This window comes from Acinetobacter sp. NigerLNRRAM0016 (genome assembly GCF_054112845.1).
Genome location: NZ_JBSYVT010000008.1, coordinates 49,081 through 65,123, shown reverse-complemented (window position 1 = coordinate 65,123; position 16,043 = coordinate 49,081). Strand labels below are relative to the sequence as shown.

Below are 16,043 nucleotides of genomic sequence, written 5' to 3'. Positions count from 1 at the left end.
AGTCAGAATCTTAAAATTAAGAGATGTATTAAGATACCCAATTATACTTCAATAAATTTTCAATTTGTACCTTTAACGCTTCTTGCTCTAATCTGTCTAAACCTATTGTTGCGATGTTCTCTAAAAACTTGTCTTTATACTCGTTGTAACTTTCTATATCGTCTTTTTTAATGGTTTTGTCTAGATTTAACGTAAGCATGAGGTTTAATACTTTTAATATTTTTAGGTTCTTCCGTTTTTTGAGAACTTCAATAGGATCTAATTCAAAAGTATTTATTTTATCTAGTTTTTCTTTATAAGTTATTGCCATTAAAGGATTTATGCTTTGGTTGAGTATGTAGGATAACTCTAAAACAGTTATATCTTTCCCCATATCTTTAGATACAGATTTCTTAATTTCCGACAGTAAAATTAAGTGAGATGTAAACTTTGCTTTATCCATAATAGTCTCTTGTATTTAAACTAAATCATTAAAACAATTAGCAAGTCATGTTTAAACTTTCTGTATATACCAATAACAGTTTTGTGGTACATTATTGCTAATTTAAAAACCATTGTTATTTGTAATAAAATGGTTTTAATGATTCTTTGGTTAAAAGGTATTAAGCCTTTTAGTTAAACGTCTAACTTGTAATTTATAACACTTTGCTTTTAGTCGTCTTAAGTAAGCGATGTATAAGAAGCATTAAGAAAAACGGTGAGTTAGCTATGAGTTTATTTTGTCAATCGACAAATCCGAATTGTGATGGCGACCAAGCCGTTACTCTTCTCTCATCTATCTTTGGACACGACTTCATCAATGCGTTTATCAATGCGTCTGGACCAGCCTCGACAGTACCATCATCAGGTTTACTCACTAATATATTATTAGGCGGTGTAGCTAGTGTGGCAATGTCGTTGGTTTTGGTTTTTGCGATCGGTATTGGTTTAACAGCACTTTTGAAAAGCGCCCAGGACGGTGAAGCTTTCGGGAAAGATTCAAAAGTCACTACGATGTTTTCCCGAATATTATATTCGATTATTTTACTTTTACCTACGGCGTCCGGCTACTGTTTCATTCAAGTAGTCGTGCTAGGTATGGTGCTATGGTCAAATAATGTATCCAATACAATTAATAATAGAACGTTAGGCGAATCCTTAATGGCTTCGGCTAGTTTGTCAGATACGCACGATCATCAGCGTGACATCTTTGGATTTAGGAAAAATGCGCCTGTTATGCTTCGCCAGTTGCATTGTATTAACGTTCTAAACCAAGAGTTTTATACTCTACCGCCAGCATTCGGGCGCTATTTTAGTGATGGTGCTTATGGGGCGAATGCTAATCCTGGTGTTAGCATGACTGCAGTAGAGAAAAAGCAAAACTACATTGATAAAACCGCTAAAACTGCAAGTAACTGGACATCTGTTACTTATAACTTCGCTTACGCTGACAGCCGTTTAGAAGTTGGGGGCAAAAAAGAGCCGATCTGTGGCGGTGCTTCAATGAACGTTGTTAATCCAGCTGCGGTTAATGCTGAGTTAATGGACATTCCTGTTTATAAACTTCGCCAATCAGATCAAAACAAGATCAACGTTGCTTTGGCAAATGTTCAAGCTAAGTTACAACAAGAAAAGAACAATCTATATCGTCAATTCTTTATCGATTTAGAAAAGTGGTATATCGCATATCAAGTAAGCCCTAATGCCACTGAACAGGAAGGAACATTCCCGATTAGTAAAGCTGCTATGGATGCTTTCAATGCGCTAGTTGATAATTATGTGAATAAGAGTCATACCGTAACGAATAATGTTCTGACTTCTGAAAATGGCTATACTGCGGTTCAAACTGTTGTTAATACGCTAAATCAGCGCGGTTGGATGATGACGCCTGAAGCTCGTATTAAAGTAGGTCAATATCGCGCTATTGTTGAGAAGTATATTACTGAACCTTTGTGGACGTTCAGCCCTCCTACACTGAATTCAGCAATCATGAGCAACTCAAAAGGTGAAGCAATTTATAACACCGTTTATGTTGCAATGGATAATGCTGTTGGTAGCATTACATCCAACAATAATTGGGTGGCAAACGGCGATATTGCCGACTCTACCAACTTAATATCAATGTCTACCGATGGTGGTGACTCAAACAAAGTATCCAACATCGATCAAAAGTTTTCGGCATATGGTTCTGCTTGGGCAACAAACATTACTAAATCATTGGTAATGGGTGTATTGGTCGGTGAAAAAGGCGATGCGGAATTATTAAATAATAATTCGTCAAGCTCAAATATCAGCCCTACTACATTGCACCGCAATACGAATGTTATCCGTAATATTCAAGATACTGGTGAAGCAATCTTAGTCTATAAAGCTGTGGCTCAAGGTACTGTTGTCGGCATGAAATTAGTCGTGCTTACTGCTCGTTCTGGTTCTGCTCTTGTTCAATGGGTACCAGGGCTTAAGGGCGTAACTGAAGAAGGCACCAACGCTTTAGAATATGCCGTTGAAAATATCTTTGCTCCTATCCTTGGTCAGCTAGTAACGTATTTGACGATTCTTGGTGTGTGGATGGCGGTTGTTATTCCATATATGCCAATGATCTTCTTTGGTCTAGCTTGTGTAGGTTGGATCATCCATATCCTATACGCTGTGTGTGGTTTGCCTTTATGGGCGCTAATGCACATGATCCCTGAGCGTACTTTTGTCGGTAGCCAAACACAAGGTTATGTCACGGTATTAACGTTGTTCATGCGACCAATATTTATCATTGTTGGTTTCTGGATGGCTGAAATTATTATCGGGCCAGCTCTTGTTACGCTTACTGATATGTTCTTTAGCTACCAAGGTGCAATGAGCATCGCTTATTCATCTAATACGTTTACAGTTATCTTTACTGAGCTGATTACGTTTATCTGGAAGTTCTTCTTATATCTATTCTTGATGACTTCAGCGATCTACCTGATTTACGGGTTGGTATTTAGTGTTGCTGACCAAGTACAACAATGGATTGGTTCTGGATTGAATGGCGGTCAGTGGGGTGAAACAAACTCAAAAGAAGCTATTCAAAAGTTTGGTGGCGCTGCAAGTACGTTGTCTGGTCCATCTCCAGCATCTCGCCGTCCTTTACCGCCTGGTAGACGTCCTGATGGTGGTAAGGGTGGTCCAAATAATCCGAAAGGTGGTGGTGGTGGCAATGGTGGTACAGGTGGTAATACATTAGGCGGTACTGGTAGTACGACTGCATATAGCCCTGTAAACATGCCAGCTAGATCCGCTTCTTTTGGCGCTGCAACTGGTGGTACAGGTGGTATTACTCCAAGTGGTGTCACTGGTGGTACGGGTGGTAGAACTGGTCTTGGTGCTAAACCAACATCACCTACCCCAAGCCAAGGTCAATCTACATTCGGTATGGGTGCTACAAGTGTAAGTGGTACAAATAATACGCCTACTACTGGTGGTGGTCTATATGGTGCAAATGCTTACGGAAAAACAGCTTCTACGTTTAATCGTGGTGTAGCTAAAGCATCAGCATCTAAGACTGGTTCTACTTTCGGTAGTGTGAATGTTGCAAGTGGTACTGGCTATACGTATGGTACTGGTTCGACTCCTAATGCACGTTTTGGTGCTAGTTCTAGTGCAACCAAGAAATCTAATATTTCTGGCCGTAGCACTATGACTAATCGTGTGCGTTCAGGTTTAAGTTCAACTCTGTCTAAGTTTAAAGGTAAACCTTAAAATCTAGACAATAAAAAATGGTGCTTTATAAGCACCATTTTTTTTATCAAAATATTCATAATTAAAAGTTGATTTTCTGAATGTTGTTTTTGTTTGTAGAGTTAAAAATAAATCTACGAACGCCGATATTAACAAGTTGCTGTTGATCTTTCTCTAGCTGACCAACTGCATGACTGTAAGCACGGATCAAATTGTTATATGAACGGTTTTGCACAAGTAAGTCAAAGTTGTTGATACGCTCTTCTTCTAACTCAATTTGCTTGTTATTAAGCTCGATGTCTTTTGCTTTCATTTGGGCGCAAACATTGTTGTACTTGTTCGCCAGCTCATTGTGCTTGCTTGTAACGTCATCAATGTGTGCGTTCGCTTCAGCAACCAATTCGTTGTACTGATTTGTAATACCTTTGATTCTGTTTTCTAGCATTTCAATGTGAGCTAACAAGGCATTTTCATTCTTCATGTGTACTTTGTTTTGGATTAAAAAGTCTAATCCCATTGAAGCACGGTCAATCGCTTGGTCTAAAGTAGCGCTTAAAACGTGTGCGTGATTTAACATATTTAGATACCTCACTACTTTTATTAAATTAAAATATTAAAACCATGTAACCTTATTCTTAAACCTATCAATAAGATTAACACTATATGTATATACTATCTTAAAACAAAACCTAAAAACTTTTTTTAAAGTATAAAATAAGTATTTAATCGTATATACTTAATCCGTCCACTTAGCTATTAGGGACATTTAATAAGAAGTTAATTTATTTTAAGAACTTCCTTTAAGCCTGGCGATTCACTTATGAAATTTAAACCCTCATTTCAATTAAAGCCCTTGAGCTGTGGCATTAAAGTCGCAATTTTAGTGACTTGTTCGGCTTTTATTTATACCGCTAACGCCGATCCTATTTCTGAAAACGTAACCGCTACAAATGCTAATACGGCAAAAGTTCCTAACAACGCTCAAAAAATGATTTTCCATAAATATTCGATCATGCCGAATGATGGGCGCCGTAGTGCTGGTCGTTTTGGTGAATTTCGTTTGCGAGGGGGCGCTGCTGGTAGTCATAACGGTATTGATATTAGTCGTGCGAATCCTAATGACCTTACACTTAAAGCAATTGGTTCAGGTTCTATTGTCTCTTATGACACTCGTTCATCTGGTGCAAGCAACCAATCAACCACTAACCCACTAATTATGCAGATGGATACTGGCGATCGAATCATGTATCGCCATACTGATCCATCGTATCAAAAAAAATATAACGCTTACCCTGGTCAACGTATTCAAGCTGGTCAAAACATCGCACACATGTCAAATAAAGGCTGTGGTTCATGTGCCGTGCATTTGCACATTGAATATGGTGTAAAGGCAAAACGTGGGCTAGATGTTTGGCTGAATAAAAACTTAGATCAAGTTTTTAAAAATCCATCCATTGCACTTCAGCAACGCGTTAAAGGATCTGCGCCATATGTGGGTAGTTCTGAATATAAGTTAACAGATCCTACGCCATATTTACCTCAAGACGTTGTGATTAGTGTCTCGCCACAAGGACAAGCATTAGAAAACAAATACACACCGTACTTGGGTAACACCATTAGGACTCAATGGAATGCCTTATATTCATCATCAACAGGAATCACCCTCCCCGTTTCTTCATCGGTAGATGGCATTGCAGTAAAACAAGGCAAAAAGCTTCCAGCACTTGCATTTAGTGGCGATGTTTCGATGGATGCTTATGGATCTGCACAAGTGCAAGTCGCTCAAATGATTGCTGACGGTACTATCTCACCTGAAGCAGCTGCAAGCGGTACCATTTATGCAAATGATGTTGCTCAATATGCACCGCCTAGAACTATTTTTGGTGGTACGGCTGATGATGTGGGTTTTGATATTGGTGCACTTAATTCTACGCCAGCAGAATTAATTGAAAACATTGGTACTGGACGTTATGGCAACTCTAAATGGTTTAATGAATTAGCAACTATGTCGATGATGGGGCTTTTGATTGAAAAGCTAAACATTATCAATGCACAAAACTATTTGACTAAAGAGATCCATAAACAAAATGAACGCTTAGAGGCTCTTTTGGCAGCTTATACAGCGTCAGAAACTCAACGCTATTCTGGCCGTGTAGATGAACTTTATACGAAAGCTGAACAACCAACTGTTATTCCTGAAGTAGCAGTAGTTGAAATGAAACAGCTTTTTGAGGAAGGTGGAAACGGGCAAGTTTATTCAGATGCACAAATCTTAAAAGGTGGACAAGGTACTCCAGATCGTAAATGTGGTTGGGGTATACCAGGTGCTTTTGGTGCGGTTAAAGATGGTATTAAACGTGTTTCTTTAAAACATGGTTATAACCCTAATGACGTTGCAGCTATTCTTGGTTTTGAATCTGCCGGTTTTAATCTTAAAATTGACAACAACGCTGGTGCATATGGTTTAAGTCAATGGACTAAAATTGGTATAACAGATATTAATGCTTCAGATTTAACAGCGAGAGGAATACCAGCTTCAATTAAATCAAACCCTAAGCAAATCACTACACTGAGTGCTCAACAACAAGTCGAATTATTAGATTTATATCTTGCAGTAAAAGCACGACAACGTAAAAGCGACTATAATAATAAAACAATAGCTGGGTTTTATGCTCTAGTTTTAGGTGGACCATATAAAAGCCCTAGTCGTGAATATAATGCGAACAGAAACCTCGATAGAAACCCTCGAGATGGTGTTGTGACTTTAGCTGAAGCCGTTACATTTGAAGGTATTGTTATGCGTTTATGCCCTTACTATTCTGAATACCCTTAATAGAGCAATTAAAGGAAATATTATGAAAAACAGATTTTTGTCTTTATTGGGTTTTAGCCTTTTAGCATGTGCATCTTTTAATGCTAGTGCTAATACTAGCTCAGACTCTATTCGTGCTGAACTTGAAAAACTGCGCTTAGTAAACGTTAAATGTGCTGCGGTTTCTAACGATCCATTTGATGCAAAACACCTAAATTGCTATACAAATGTTTATAACCGCGCAAGTCAGCTTGGTAGCCTTGCTTCTAAATATATTAATAATGAAGAAGCTCCGCGTGTTCTAGCTGATCACAATCGAAACTTTACTCAGTTACTTGCTAACTGCGATCAGTTATACGCTGGCCAGACTGCAAAGTACAAAACACTAAGCATGCAATGTAAAGCGACCAATAAATTAGGTTGGGCAATGTTTATTCCGGCATTAATGAAGTAATAAAGGATCAGGTTATGAAAAAGTTTTTAAGTTTAGCTTTGTTATGTGCTGCTACCATTATTACGTCATCTGCCAACGCTGGTTATAAGACCAAAGCTGAAGCTATTCAAGCTTATAACAAGGTACAAGCTGAGTATCAAAAATGCGTGTTTAATTATAATGAAGCGCGTGATTCTGAGTACGGTTCACCAGAACTTAAGTGCAATACACCATACAACCAATCATTAACACGTTTCATCAAAGACGTTCGTGCGGAAAGTCAAAAGAATGCTGCAGCTTGGCAAGCAATCAATACACAACATATTAAATTTAGCCAAAACTGTGATAGTCAAACTATGGTGAGCTCATACAATCCATCGTTTTTTATTCGTCAATCTTTTATGTGTGAATCCTCTGCTTTTACATCTTTAGCACAAGTGGCAATCGACCTTTCTTATTAATTTCAAAACATAAAAAGGGCATCTATAAGATGCCCTTTTTTGTCGTTTGGTTTTAGACTTTTTCTATAATTGTTTCGGTATCTGGTGTTTCAACTTCAAACCCAAAGTGAAGATTACCGTATTCAATTGCTTCTTCTACCCAATGCAAGCCCATGTTTTGCTCATTTCCTACTTTGCTTGAATCATAAGCCTCAAGGGGCATCACCCTCTTAATATCATTTTCGATGAAAAAATATGTATAACAGTGAGGGTGCACATATATTCCATCAAAATAAAATGGAATTAAATATCTCCCCTTTAATTCCTTAAACTGCTCAATTGTATGTTTACTTGAAGCAATTCCACCGCCTGAATCTATGACAATGCTTCTAAAAGATCCTGAAGGAATATCAACGATAGCCAGGCCATCGAACGTTTCTACACCATTTAATATCTCTTTAGTTTTGAGATAAACACCTGGTTCAAAATGGCGTTGCTTGAAATTAAAATCTTCCGTGAAACTAAAGATTGACTTTGTTTCCTTTTCAATTAGATGAAACATTTCAAGAAGTGGTGTGATTATATCTGCGACCTGTGAGCCCTTTTTCTTAACAAGCTCCATGATATACGGTTCGTGATGAAACTCTCCGCGAATATAACTAGCATTGTGACATGCCTGAAACACTCTATTTTGCAGAACTTCAACTTGATTAGGCATTTGAAATCTCCGTATTTTTTGAATTTAAGTGTTCCAATAAATCATTAATGCCATCTGTAAATAATATGTTTTTGGCTCGTGTTACGGTCACATACAACAGCCGTTTTTCATCTGCAGAAATCATTAGCTTTTTATCGAGAATTTTATAGTTAAAGCCTTTTGCGATTAGGACATTATCCCACTCTAAACCTTTACTCTTGTGTGATGTGCTAATGACCAAAGTGTTTTTTGGGTCAGTTTCATCATCAGCCATACTATTTTCTAACGCCCACTCAATCACTTGCCATGAGTATTGGTTTGTTAGATCCAGAAAGGTTTTTAATTCTGTAGTTGCCCCCTCCACTTCTCCAAACACTTGTATATGGTCCACAAGCTCTTGGTAGGAAGAAAAGTTTTGAAGCTCTTTACACGTTGGCCGTTTATTTGCTCTCAGTTGAAAAATCCCACTGAAAATATCTTTACTGCGCTTTCCATCAACCTCAAGACGTATTTTCTTTTCGCCATTAAGGTAGCCATGAAACTTAAAAAAGTATTCAAAAGCCGTAGCATTTGTTCTACAAATAATCGCGTTCAATGAAGATGGTGCATAACTTGATGTACTGAAAGTGGTAACTTTTGACGTTTTACTTGGTAAACCTTTTAACTGTCTGGTTTCACCAAAAAGTTTATTGAGAAGTAGATTAGCTATATCTGCAACTGCATTACCAAACCGAAACGACTGTTCTAAGTACAATGCTTCAAGATCTAGGTTCTGTAAAATATCTTTCGCACCCCTAAAGCCATATATGCTTTGGTATGGATCTCCAACAAAAATAACTTTTGCTTTTTGACGTTTGAGTACGTCTAGTATTAATTGGTCACTATCTTGGCTTTCATCTACCATCACGTAATCAAAATCAAGTTGTGGTTTTTGCAGTACCCACCACTTGAGATAGTAATCGTGTGTAATACCATAATCACCGTTTGGATCAACTACATCATTCCAGATCATTTTCGCAATTGAAGTGATTTTATCTTCAAGAACGTCATTGCGCTTAATTGATGTTTGTTCTTTTAAAGCTATGTAAGCATGATCATTGGTAACAGTCTGATCCACTGTCATACAAAAATAACGTAATGTATTAAGGATAATCAGCGCTAATGTTAGATCGGTGAGTTGTCGGTTTTTCCCGTTGTACTGAAATCGAATGTTTTCAAGCTTAAACTTTTGAACAATATCTTTAGGAAGTAACGTAGGCTTGTTAATCTTATTTTTCAGCCAACCAGGTATATTTCTGTAAGCTAGAGAATGGAATGTAGAACATGTGACTGAATTCAGCCCATATTCAGCGAATTTTTGATTAGCTTCATCTGCCATCTTTTTATTAAATGATAGATATAGTCCAAGCTTACCTAGTTGTTGCAAAGCACTACTACAATGGATCAATGTCGTAGTCTTACCAGTACCAGCAAAAGCAATCAATTTAAAACTGGTTTTTAGTCGTGTTGCTTTATCAATTGCTCGTTGCTGTTCACTGGTAGGTTTTTGAGTAATTTTCTTCACAACCATTGCTTAATTTCGTGCTAAAAAAGAACTTGGTTTTTTGTTTTTCATTACAAGCACATCGCTTTCAACAATTTGCATCTGGCTTGCTAAAAAGTTAACTTGTTGCTTCAGTTCGTTTATATCGCTTTTTAGTTCAACTACTTGCACTTGCATCTCAAGGTTTGAATATTTGAGCTTGTTATTCTCAGTTTCTTTCTCTTTTAGTGCTGCCTGTAATCTTTTGATTTCCTGTTGGCTCTCTATGTTAGCCACATTAATATTGCTTTTGCTTTGAATATTTTGTGCTTGAGAAGATGTACTCTCAATTGCAACAGGTGTTGGCTTTGGTTGTACTGTGCCATTATATTTGGTTGTCTCTGAGATCTTATCCCATAGTGAATATGTGCGTAATGGCGCTGGTATATTTTGATTTGGTGTTGAAAAACTGGTGCGTAAAGCATTTGCACTGTCTTTAGATACAATGTCTCCAGAACTATTAATTTCAGTAAAGCCAGCATAAGCAAGTGAAACAACTGTTGAAACTGCTATTGCACCAATTACCTTAAAATAGTTTGATTTCTTCATTAGAATGCCCCTTTCAAGCGCTTATTTTTTGCCGTTTGATTTGATGATTTTCGAGTGATTGTGTTGTTTTCTAAATTGATAGAAACACCTACATTCATGACCTGATTTTTCTGTGGGTTGTATTGAATAAAGACCAGTTCTTTTGCATATTTCTTTGCGTGTGTTAAACGTTCAGCATGAATTTCATCAAGATTAAATCTGATTTGCATTCGCGATATATACAGCTTGAATAACTGATCATTTACTTCAGCTAAATTTAAAACTAAGCCTTTTTCATCTATAGAAGCAGACTCGAAAGTTAAATCATTTAAAAACCAATTTTCGGGTTGTATTAGTAAATAAAACTTTTCAACTTCGCTTGTGATTGCATATGAAAAACAAAACTCATTCACCTGATAGGTGCTTAAGCAAATGGTTTCATTGTTATAGCCACGTTTCATGTTTCGGTCATATGAGCTCAACCACCAAACTAAATAGTGTCGTGCTTCCAACTCTTTAACGGTTATTTGTGCTATTTCTGAGGCCTTTAGCTGTAATGCTTCAAGGTTTTCTATTCGTCTAGCTCTCATAGATAATTCACCTTATTTTTCTTGAAAGCATGAGTTATCAAAAGCCATTGAGTTAGGATCTAACCCCATGTTTTTAAGAGCCAAGGCTTTACCGTCAAGTTCAGGGTTATCAGATGTGCTTAGTTGTTGCGAACTTGTTTCTGAAGATGCATTTTTCGCATTAGTACCTGAACCTAAAAAGTAACCGCCTCCAGCAAAAACAACTACTGCAGCTACAATGCCCATAGCTGGCCAAGACGTTTTAAAACTAGAGAATCTATCTGCTAAAGATAAGCTGTATTTTTCTTCATTAGAACGTATAGGGCTGTCTGTAACATCAGCCTTATATTCATTTAGAGCTTGATGCCAAACTTCCTTTATGTAGCTCTGAAGTTCATATGTACTGAAACGAACCTTGCTTTTGTTTAAGTAATAGCATGGCTCACTAATAAGAATTTCTGTGTTTTCGTCAGACTTTAAGAAAACTTGTCCTCTAAACAAATTATTCTCGACCTGATCAAATCCTTTGATCGTTAATAGTAAATCCGTGGCCTTTGCATCTATATTGAAGATGCTCACCTGGCGATTTCTATCCGTATCTCCAGAAAGGTCAGAATCTAAAAACATAGACTCATTGTTTATCTTAGAGAAATAAGGTGAAAAGTTTCCGACAATCGATTGGAAAGCTTTCAATTGAGTTTTGTTCATCTCAATTCCCTCTTATTTGAAAATATAGTCAAGAGTGGCTGTTTCTGAAGTTCCTCTACGAGCTTCAACTTTTCCAGTCTTTTTATTTACAAAGATAGCAACTGGTACACCAGCAGTTAGTGGCTGTGGCTTTTGTCCAGCGCTACGAATTGCTTCTCGCTGTTCACGATCTTCTTTTGGCATTGCAACAATATCTTCGTGATAGAAGAAGATAGATTGAAGAGCGCCTAAGTGTTTATCCAACTCAGCAAGTTCCTGTGGTGTAGGAATCACTTTAATTGAGTTAATTTCTTCATCTGTTCCATTAAAGGTTTTATTAATAGTATCTTCAGATGGTTTACGAAGAATTCCAGCTGCTAATTGTTTTCCGTTTTCACTTTGGTTTAGAACTAAAGCTGGAATCCATTTAATAGTTGCACCGCTTTTAACGTATGAGCGAGAAAGGTTGAATGTTTCGTGACAATATTTACAGCGTGGATCGTAAATGATGTATACAGTGTTGTTATCATTCGCTTTCCCCTCTTTAAACCCTGAAAGCGTTTTTACAGCTTTAAAGACTGGATGATTGTATGCACTGGCCAAATTCCCAACGGAAGCTGTTGGTTGTTGTGCTGGTGTATTCATTTTTTTTGCAGTTAATTTAAGAGGCTCAGATATATTTTTTTTAGTAGCAGAATCCCAAGCTGTACCATGTAAGATGACTTTTTCATCGGATGTTGTAAAAAACACCGCATTTTTCCCATTAGGTGCCTCAAGAATCCAAGAAGTTAAACCTCCACTAAAGGGTTTAACTTCTTTTACTTTGCCCATTTTTTGCATCTTAGAAGTAAGGTCCTGAGATGGTGCAGCGTAAGTAGAGATTGTAATAATACTAATAGCGCAACTTGCTACTATTTTAGTGAAATTATTTAAAAGCATTTTAGAGTATTACCTTTTAAGCCATGTTTTAGCAGTATAGTTAAAATATGGTTTTAAAAAAATAGTTAAATAAAAAAGACCGGTGTTTTAATACCGGTCAATTATAACTTATAAGTTTAAGACTAAAACCCTTTTTGCTTATTTTTTTGTATTTCATCCTGTGGTATTTCTACGCTCACCATATCAAAAACATGATCGTCACTATACTTAAAATCATCTTTATCATTGTTTTTAGAGTTATAAGATCCGTTGTTTAATTCCTTGTCCGTAAACTCTACTACTCGAATAATACTGTTCACATCTTCAGCAGCTTTTTGTCTAGCTTCAGTCATGGCAAAACTCAATAATTCGTATTCAAAACCAACAAGGCCAATGTTAAAGTCTGGCTCTTCTAATGGCTTCCCTAATTTCACCTCAATTAGATAATGCGAGATTGGACCTAAACCCTCACTAAACAAAGACGGTCTACCAATATTCTGTATGAATGCGTATGCAGTTCGATTGTATAGTTTTAACCAGCGTATATCTGTTGGTGGCATTACACCTAGTTGTCTTGCTGTTAATACAACCTCACACAAAATAGTTCTTACATATGCATGGTTTTTAAAAATCTTAGTAGCAACGGGATGTTTAATGTATTTGTGAATTCTTTTTCTAAGGAAATCAAAATTAAACCCTACAAGCTTACGATCGCCCTCAACATACTGATTTTCAATTGCAAACAATGGGTTGTTAGGTATATTTTTTGTGCAAATATCCCAATAGTAATTAATTAATGTTGTTGAATCTTTTTTGATTTTACGGAACTCTTCATCATCCATAGATTCATCGGTCGCACATGCTACTGGTAAATACAAAGCTAGCAAAATTGTATCAACATCGGATAAATACGATAATTCATCGGGTGATGTTTCTTTTGAATTATCAAGGGTTATCCAAAGATCCCCTAGTTGTTCACGTAAGACATTTAAAAACTTCTCTTCATCTATGATAGGTACTGTTTCACTTTTATCATTATATTCTTTCGTTACTCCGTTGATTGTAATGTTCACAAGGCGCTCTTTAGTTCCTGTAATTAATTCATGCCTATTTGCAAACTCATAAGTTGAATCTAGCGCTTTAAAATGACCATTGTTCGTATCATATTTTGACAAGTCTAATGGACCAAAAACCTGTAAGTGTCTTTGGTTTGGAATTTGTTCCTCTATGAACTCTTCTAGGTTCATGCTTTTGATAAAGCCCCGTGCTGGATGCTCGCTGTTGAAGCGGTCATAAGCTTTCTTTATCCAAGGTGTTGCCAGCAAAAATATTAATAAATTCCATGCTTGACTGGCTTTTGAAATTTGAAAAATAGTGACTTCGCTAAACTTATTTTGACAAAATAATGGAAGCCAATTGTTTGTTGGTTTACATAGGTGTTCTGTTGAATACACCAACTCACTTAGTAAAGGCACGTAGTTAAGCCCGATAGCTTTGAATATGCTATGTATCCACCATAGAGGAATAATTAAAATGCCTTTTGTGTATACTAAAAACCCTACAATTTGAGGTTTATAAGCAAACCATACAGCCAAAAAAGCCACTAAAACCATAACAACAGTAAATATATAAATATGATTCTCATGTACAAGCTTATCTTTTGGATCTGCCATTTTATAGCCTATTAATATGTGTATTGTTGGGTATTATATAGTTAATATTGGTTTTAATCTAATTCCCCTTAAACCTTTTAAGGATTTTAAGTCTGGTTTTAAGCTCTTGACTAAAGTGGCACTTAATACCTTTTAAAGCTTAAATCAGGTCAATCTCAACACTAAGCCAGTATTCTTGGTCAAATACTAAAAAGAATGAATAAGAAGCCCTCCCCTACTAGACATTTAAGTGGATTAACCGCCTATATAATAAATTTCTCTATAAATATTGTTGGTAGTCTTTTTATTGAATAGGGCACTCCCCTACTCAGCTAATATAGATCATTTTCAGTTGTGCATTTCACAACGTCTACCCATTTATTTAACTGTAAGTAGTAGTAAGCCCTCCCCTCTTCTTGGCAACTCCCTTTTTATCAGTCTGATAATGAATAAATCAACGATTTAGAATCGAAAAACCGTTATCAGCCTGATAATGAAAAAACCACGCCAAGGGATCTAAAGCAGTTATCAGTCTGATAATGAAAAAACCACGCCAAGGAATCTAAAGCTGTTATCAGTCTGATAATGAAAAAATCCACGACAAGGAATCTAAAGCTGTTATCAGTCTGATAATGAAAAATCCACGACAAGGAATCTAAAGCTGTTATCAGTCTGATAATGAAAAAACCACGCCAAGGGATCTAAAGCTGTTATCAGTCTGATAATGAAAAAACCACGCCAAGGAATCTAAAGCTGCTATCAGTCTGATAATGAAAAAATCCACGCCAAGGAATCTAAAGCTGTTATCAGTCTGATAATGAAAAAAACCACGCCAAGGAATCTAAAGCTGTTATCAGTCTGATAATGAAAAAACCACGCCAAGGAATCTAAAGCTGTTATCAGTCTGATAATGAAAAAACCACGCCAAGGAATCTAAAGCTGTTATCAGTCTGATAATGAAAAAATCCACGCCAAGGAATCTAAAGCTGTTATCAGTCTGATAATGAAAAAATCCACGACAAGGAATCTAAAGCTGTTATCAGTCTGATAATGAAAAACACATAAGATATGGACACATGTTAGGCATATAGATTGAAAAAGTTGAAATATATTAAAAATAAAGTGAAAAAGTATTTTAAATATTTTTCAAATATTGTATTGTTTGACTTTACTTGAAAGGTGATTGAAAAATGGAAAAGAACTCAGGAAAAACTTATATTTGTACAAGCATCCACTTTAAAGGTGGTGTGGGCAAAACAACATCTACGGTGAATTGTGCTGCTAAGCTTGGAAAATTAGGTTATACGGTTTTAGTAATCGACTTAGATAGCCAACGTAATGCAACAAAACATATTTCAAATGTTCCAGATATTAACGATATAGATGGCACTCTAAAAGATATTTTTGAAAACTATAAAACAATTAACATTCACGATGTTATACAAGGTCCAGATAAAACCAACTTTGAAAATGTGTCTTTGATTGCTTGTGCTAATAACATTCGTGATGTTGAAATCAATATTCAGCGTTCTAGTCCAGTTCCTAATGAAATTATTAGAAGTGTATTAAGAAAGATAAAAGGGGATTTCGACTTTATTTTGTTAGATTGTCCACCGCGAATGGAAACTCTAACTTTTAATGCTTTGTTAGCATCAAACAGTTTATTAATTCCATTACAGGGTGAATACAGTATTCAGGGTTTGGAAGATATACTTAACTCTATGGATGACTTAGAGACAAGCAATCCAGATTTAAAAATTCTATCGCCAGTACTAAACTTTTATAACAAGCGTAATACAGTGGATCTTACCTTGGCTGAAGATATTCGCAATGAATATGCTCAACCAAAATTGCAAGAAAAACTGGTAAATAAGGAATTAATCTGTATTCCAAATGCTACGGTTTTTAGTCAAGCATCATATGTTAAGTGTTCCGTATTTGATCTGGATGCTGGAAAAGAAACACCAGCAAAACAAGCAATTAATCAACTTGTAGATCTAATGGTTTCTGAATACAAAAAATTATAAGGTGC

At 36.4% G+C, this 16,043-nt stretch carries 14 protein-coding genes; 5 read left to right on the top strand and 9 right to left on the bottom strand.

Translation table 11 applies throughout. The features are described from left to right. Positions 1-28: 28 nt before the first annotated feature. Positions 29-442: a hypothetical protein gene (locus ACWQ4X_RS07430; protein WP_005028668.1), complete on the bottom strand. Its 414-nt coding sequence runs from the start codon at positions 440-442 to the stop codon at positions 29-31. A 266-nt stretch (positions 443-708) separates the two neighbouring features. On the opposite strand from ACWQ4X_RS07430, the gene ACWQ4X_RS07425 reads away from it, so the two are divergent. Continuing rightward, entirely contained in the window at positions 709-3,714 is a 3,006-nt protein-coding gene (locus ACWQ4X_RS07425; RefSeq protein ID WP_005028667.1) for a DotA/TraY family protein, read from the top strand. A gap of 61 nt (positions 3,715-3,775) precedes the next feature. On the opposite strand, the gene ACWQ4X_RS07420 is transcribed toward ACWQ4X_RS07425, so the two are convergent. After that, a complete protein-coding gene (locus ACWQ4X_RS07420) occupies positions 3,776-4,270 on the bottom strand; it encodes a hypothetical protein (RefSeq protein WP_457903226.1) in 495 nt (164 codons plus the stop codon). Between the two features lie 243 nt (positions 4,271-4,513). On the opposite strand from ACWQ4X_RS07420, the gene ACWQ4X_RS07415 reads away from it, so the two are divergent. From ACWQ4X_RS07415 to ACWQ4X_RS07405, 3 genes are read left to right on the top strand one after another with little or no spacing between them, the layout of a single operon-like run. Further along, positions 4,514-6,526: a peptidoglycan DD-metalloendopeptidase family protein gene (locus ACWQ4X_RS07415; protein WP_005028664.1), complete on the top strand. Its 2,013-nt coding sequence runs from the start codon at positions 4,514-4,516 to the stop codon at positions 6,524-6,526. 22 nt (positions 6,527-6,548) lie between these two features. Next, positions 6,549-6,959 (top strand): hypothetical protein, encoded by a 411-nt coding sequence (locus ACWQ4X_RS07410; protein WP_005005820.1) that lies wholly within the window; start codon positions 6,549-6,551, stop codon positions 6,957-6,959. Positions 6,960-6,973: 14 nt separating this feature from the next. Beyond that, entirely contained in the window at positions 6,974-7,399 is a 426-nt protein-coding gene (locus ACWQ4X_RS07405; protein WP_005028662.1) for a hypothetical protein, read from the top strand. A 52-nt stretch (positions 7,400-7,451) separates the two neighbouring features. On the opposite strand, the gene ACWQ4X_RS07400 is transcribed toward ACWQ4X_RS07405, so the two are convergent. The 7 genes from ACWQ4X_RS07400 to ACWQ4X_RS07370 form a co-directional block, all read right to left on the bottom strand. Continuing rightward, positions 7,452-8,096 carry a hypothetical protein gene (locus ACWQ4X_RS07400; protein WP_005028658.1) on the bottom strand — a complete coding sequence of 215 codons (645 nt, stop codon included), beginning with the start codon at positions 8,094-8,096 and terminating at the stop codon, positions 7,452-7,454. Beyond that, positions 8,089-9,645 carry a UvrD-helicase domain-containing protein gene (locus ACWQ4X_RS07395; RefSeq protein WP_005028656.1) on the bottom strand — a complete coding sequence of 519 codons (1,557 nt, stop codon included), beginning with the start codon at positions 9,643-9,645 and terminating at the stop codon, positions 8,089-8,091. Before ACWQ4X_RS07395 ends, ACWQ4X_RS07400 begins: the two co-directional genes overlap by 8 nt. Positions 9,646-9,648: 3 nt before the next feature. Further along, positions 9,649-10,206: a hypothetical protein gene (locus tag ACWQ4X_RS07390; protein ID WP_005028652.1), complete on the bottom strand. Its 558-nt coding sequence runs from the start codon at positions 10,204-10,206 to the stop codon at positions 9,649-9,651. Continuing rightward, positions 10,206-10,775 carry a hypothetical protein gene (locus tag ACWQ4X_RS07385; RefSeq protein WP_005028650.1) on the bottom strand — a complete coding sequence of 190 codons (570 nt, stop codon included), beginning with the start codon at positions 10,773-10,775 and terminating at the stop codon, positions 10,206-10,208. Before ACWQ4X_RS07385 ends, ACWQ4X_RS07390 begins: the two co-directional genes overlap by 1 nt. Positions 10,776-10,787: 12 nt before the next feature. Next, a complete protein-coding gene (locus ACWQ4X_RS07380; RefSeq protein WP_044110994.1) occupies positions 10,788-11,462 on the bottom strand; it encodes a hypothetical protein in 675 nt (224 codons plus the stop codon). Positions 11,463-11,474: 12 nt separating this feature from the next. Continuing rightward, positions 11,475-12,380 carry a hypothetical protein gene (locus ACWQ4X_RS07375; protein ID WP_044110992.1) on the bottom strand — a complete coding sequence of 302 codons (906 nt, stop codon included), beginning with the start codon at positions 12,378-12,380 and terminating at the stop codon, positions 11,475-11,477. A gap of 122 nt (positions 12,381-12,502) precedes the next feature. Further along, on the bottom strand, positions 12,503-14,032 hold the full coding sequence (locus tag ACWQ4X_RS07370) for a secretion/conjugation apparatus DotM-related subunit (RefSeq protein ID WP_024160802.1): 1,530 nt from the start codon (positions 14,030-14,032) through the stop codon (positions 12,503-12,505). Between the two features lie 1,169 nt (positions 14,033-15,201). Between ACWQ4X_RS07370 and ACWQ4X_RS07365 the strand changes: the two genes are divergently transcribed. Continuing rightward, entirely contained in the window at positions 15,202-16,038 is an 837-nt protein-coding gene (locus ACWQ4X_RS07365) for a ParA family protein (protein ID WP_005028640.1), read from the top strand. Positions 16,039-16,043 lie beyond the last annotated feature (5 nt).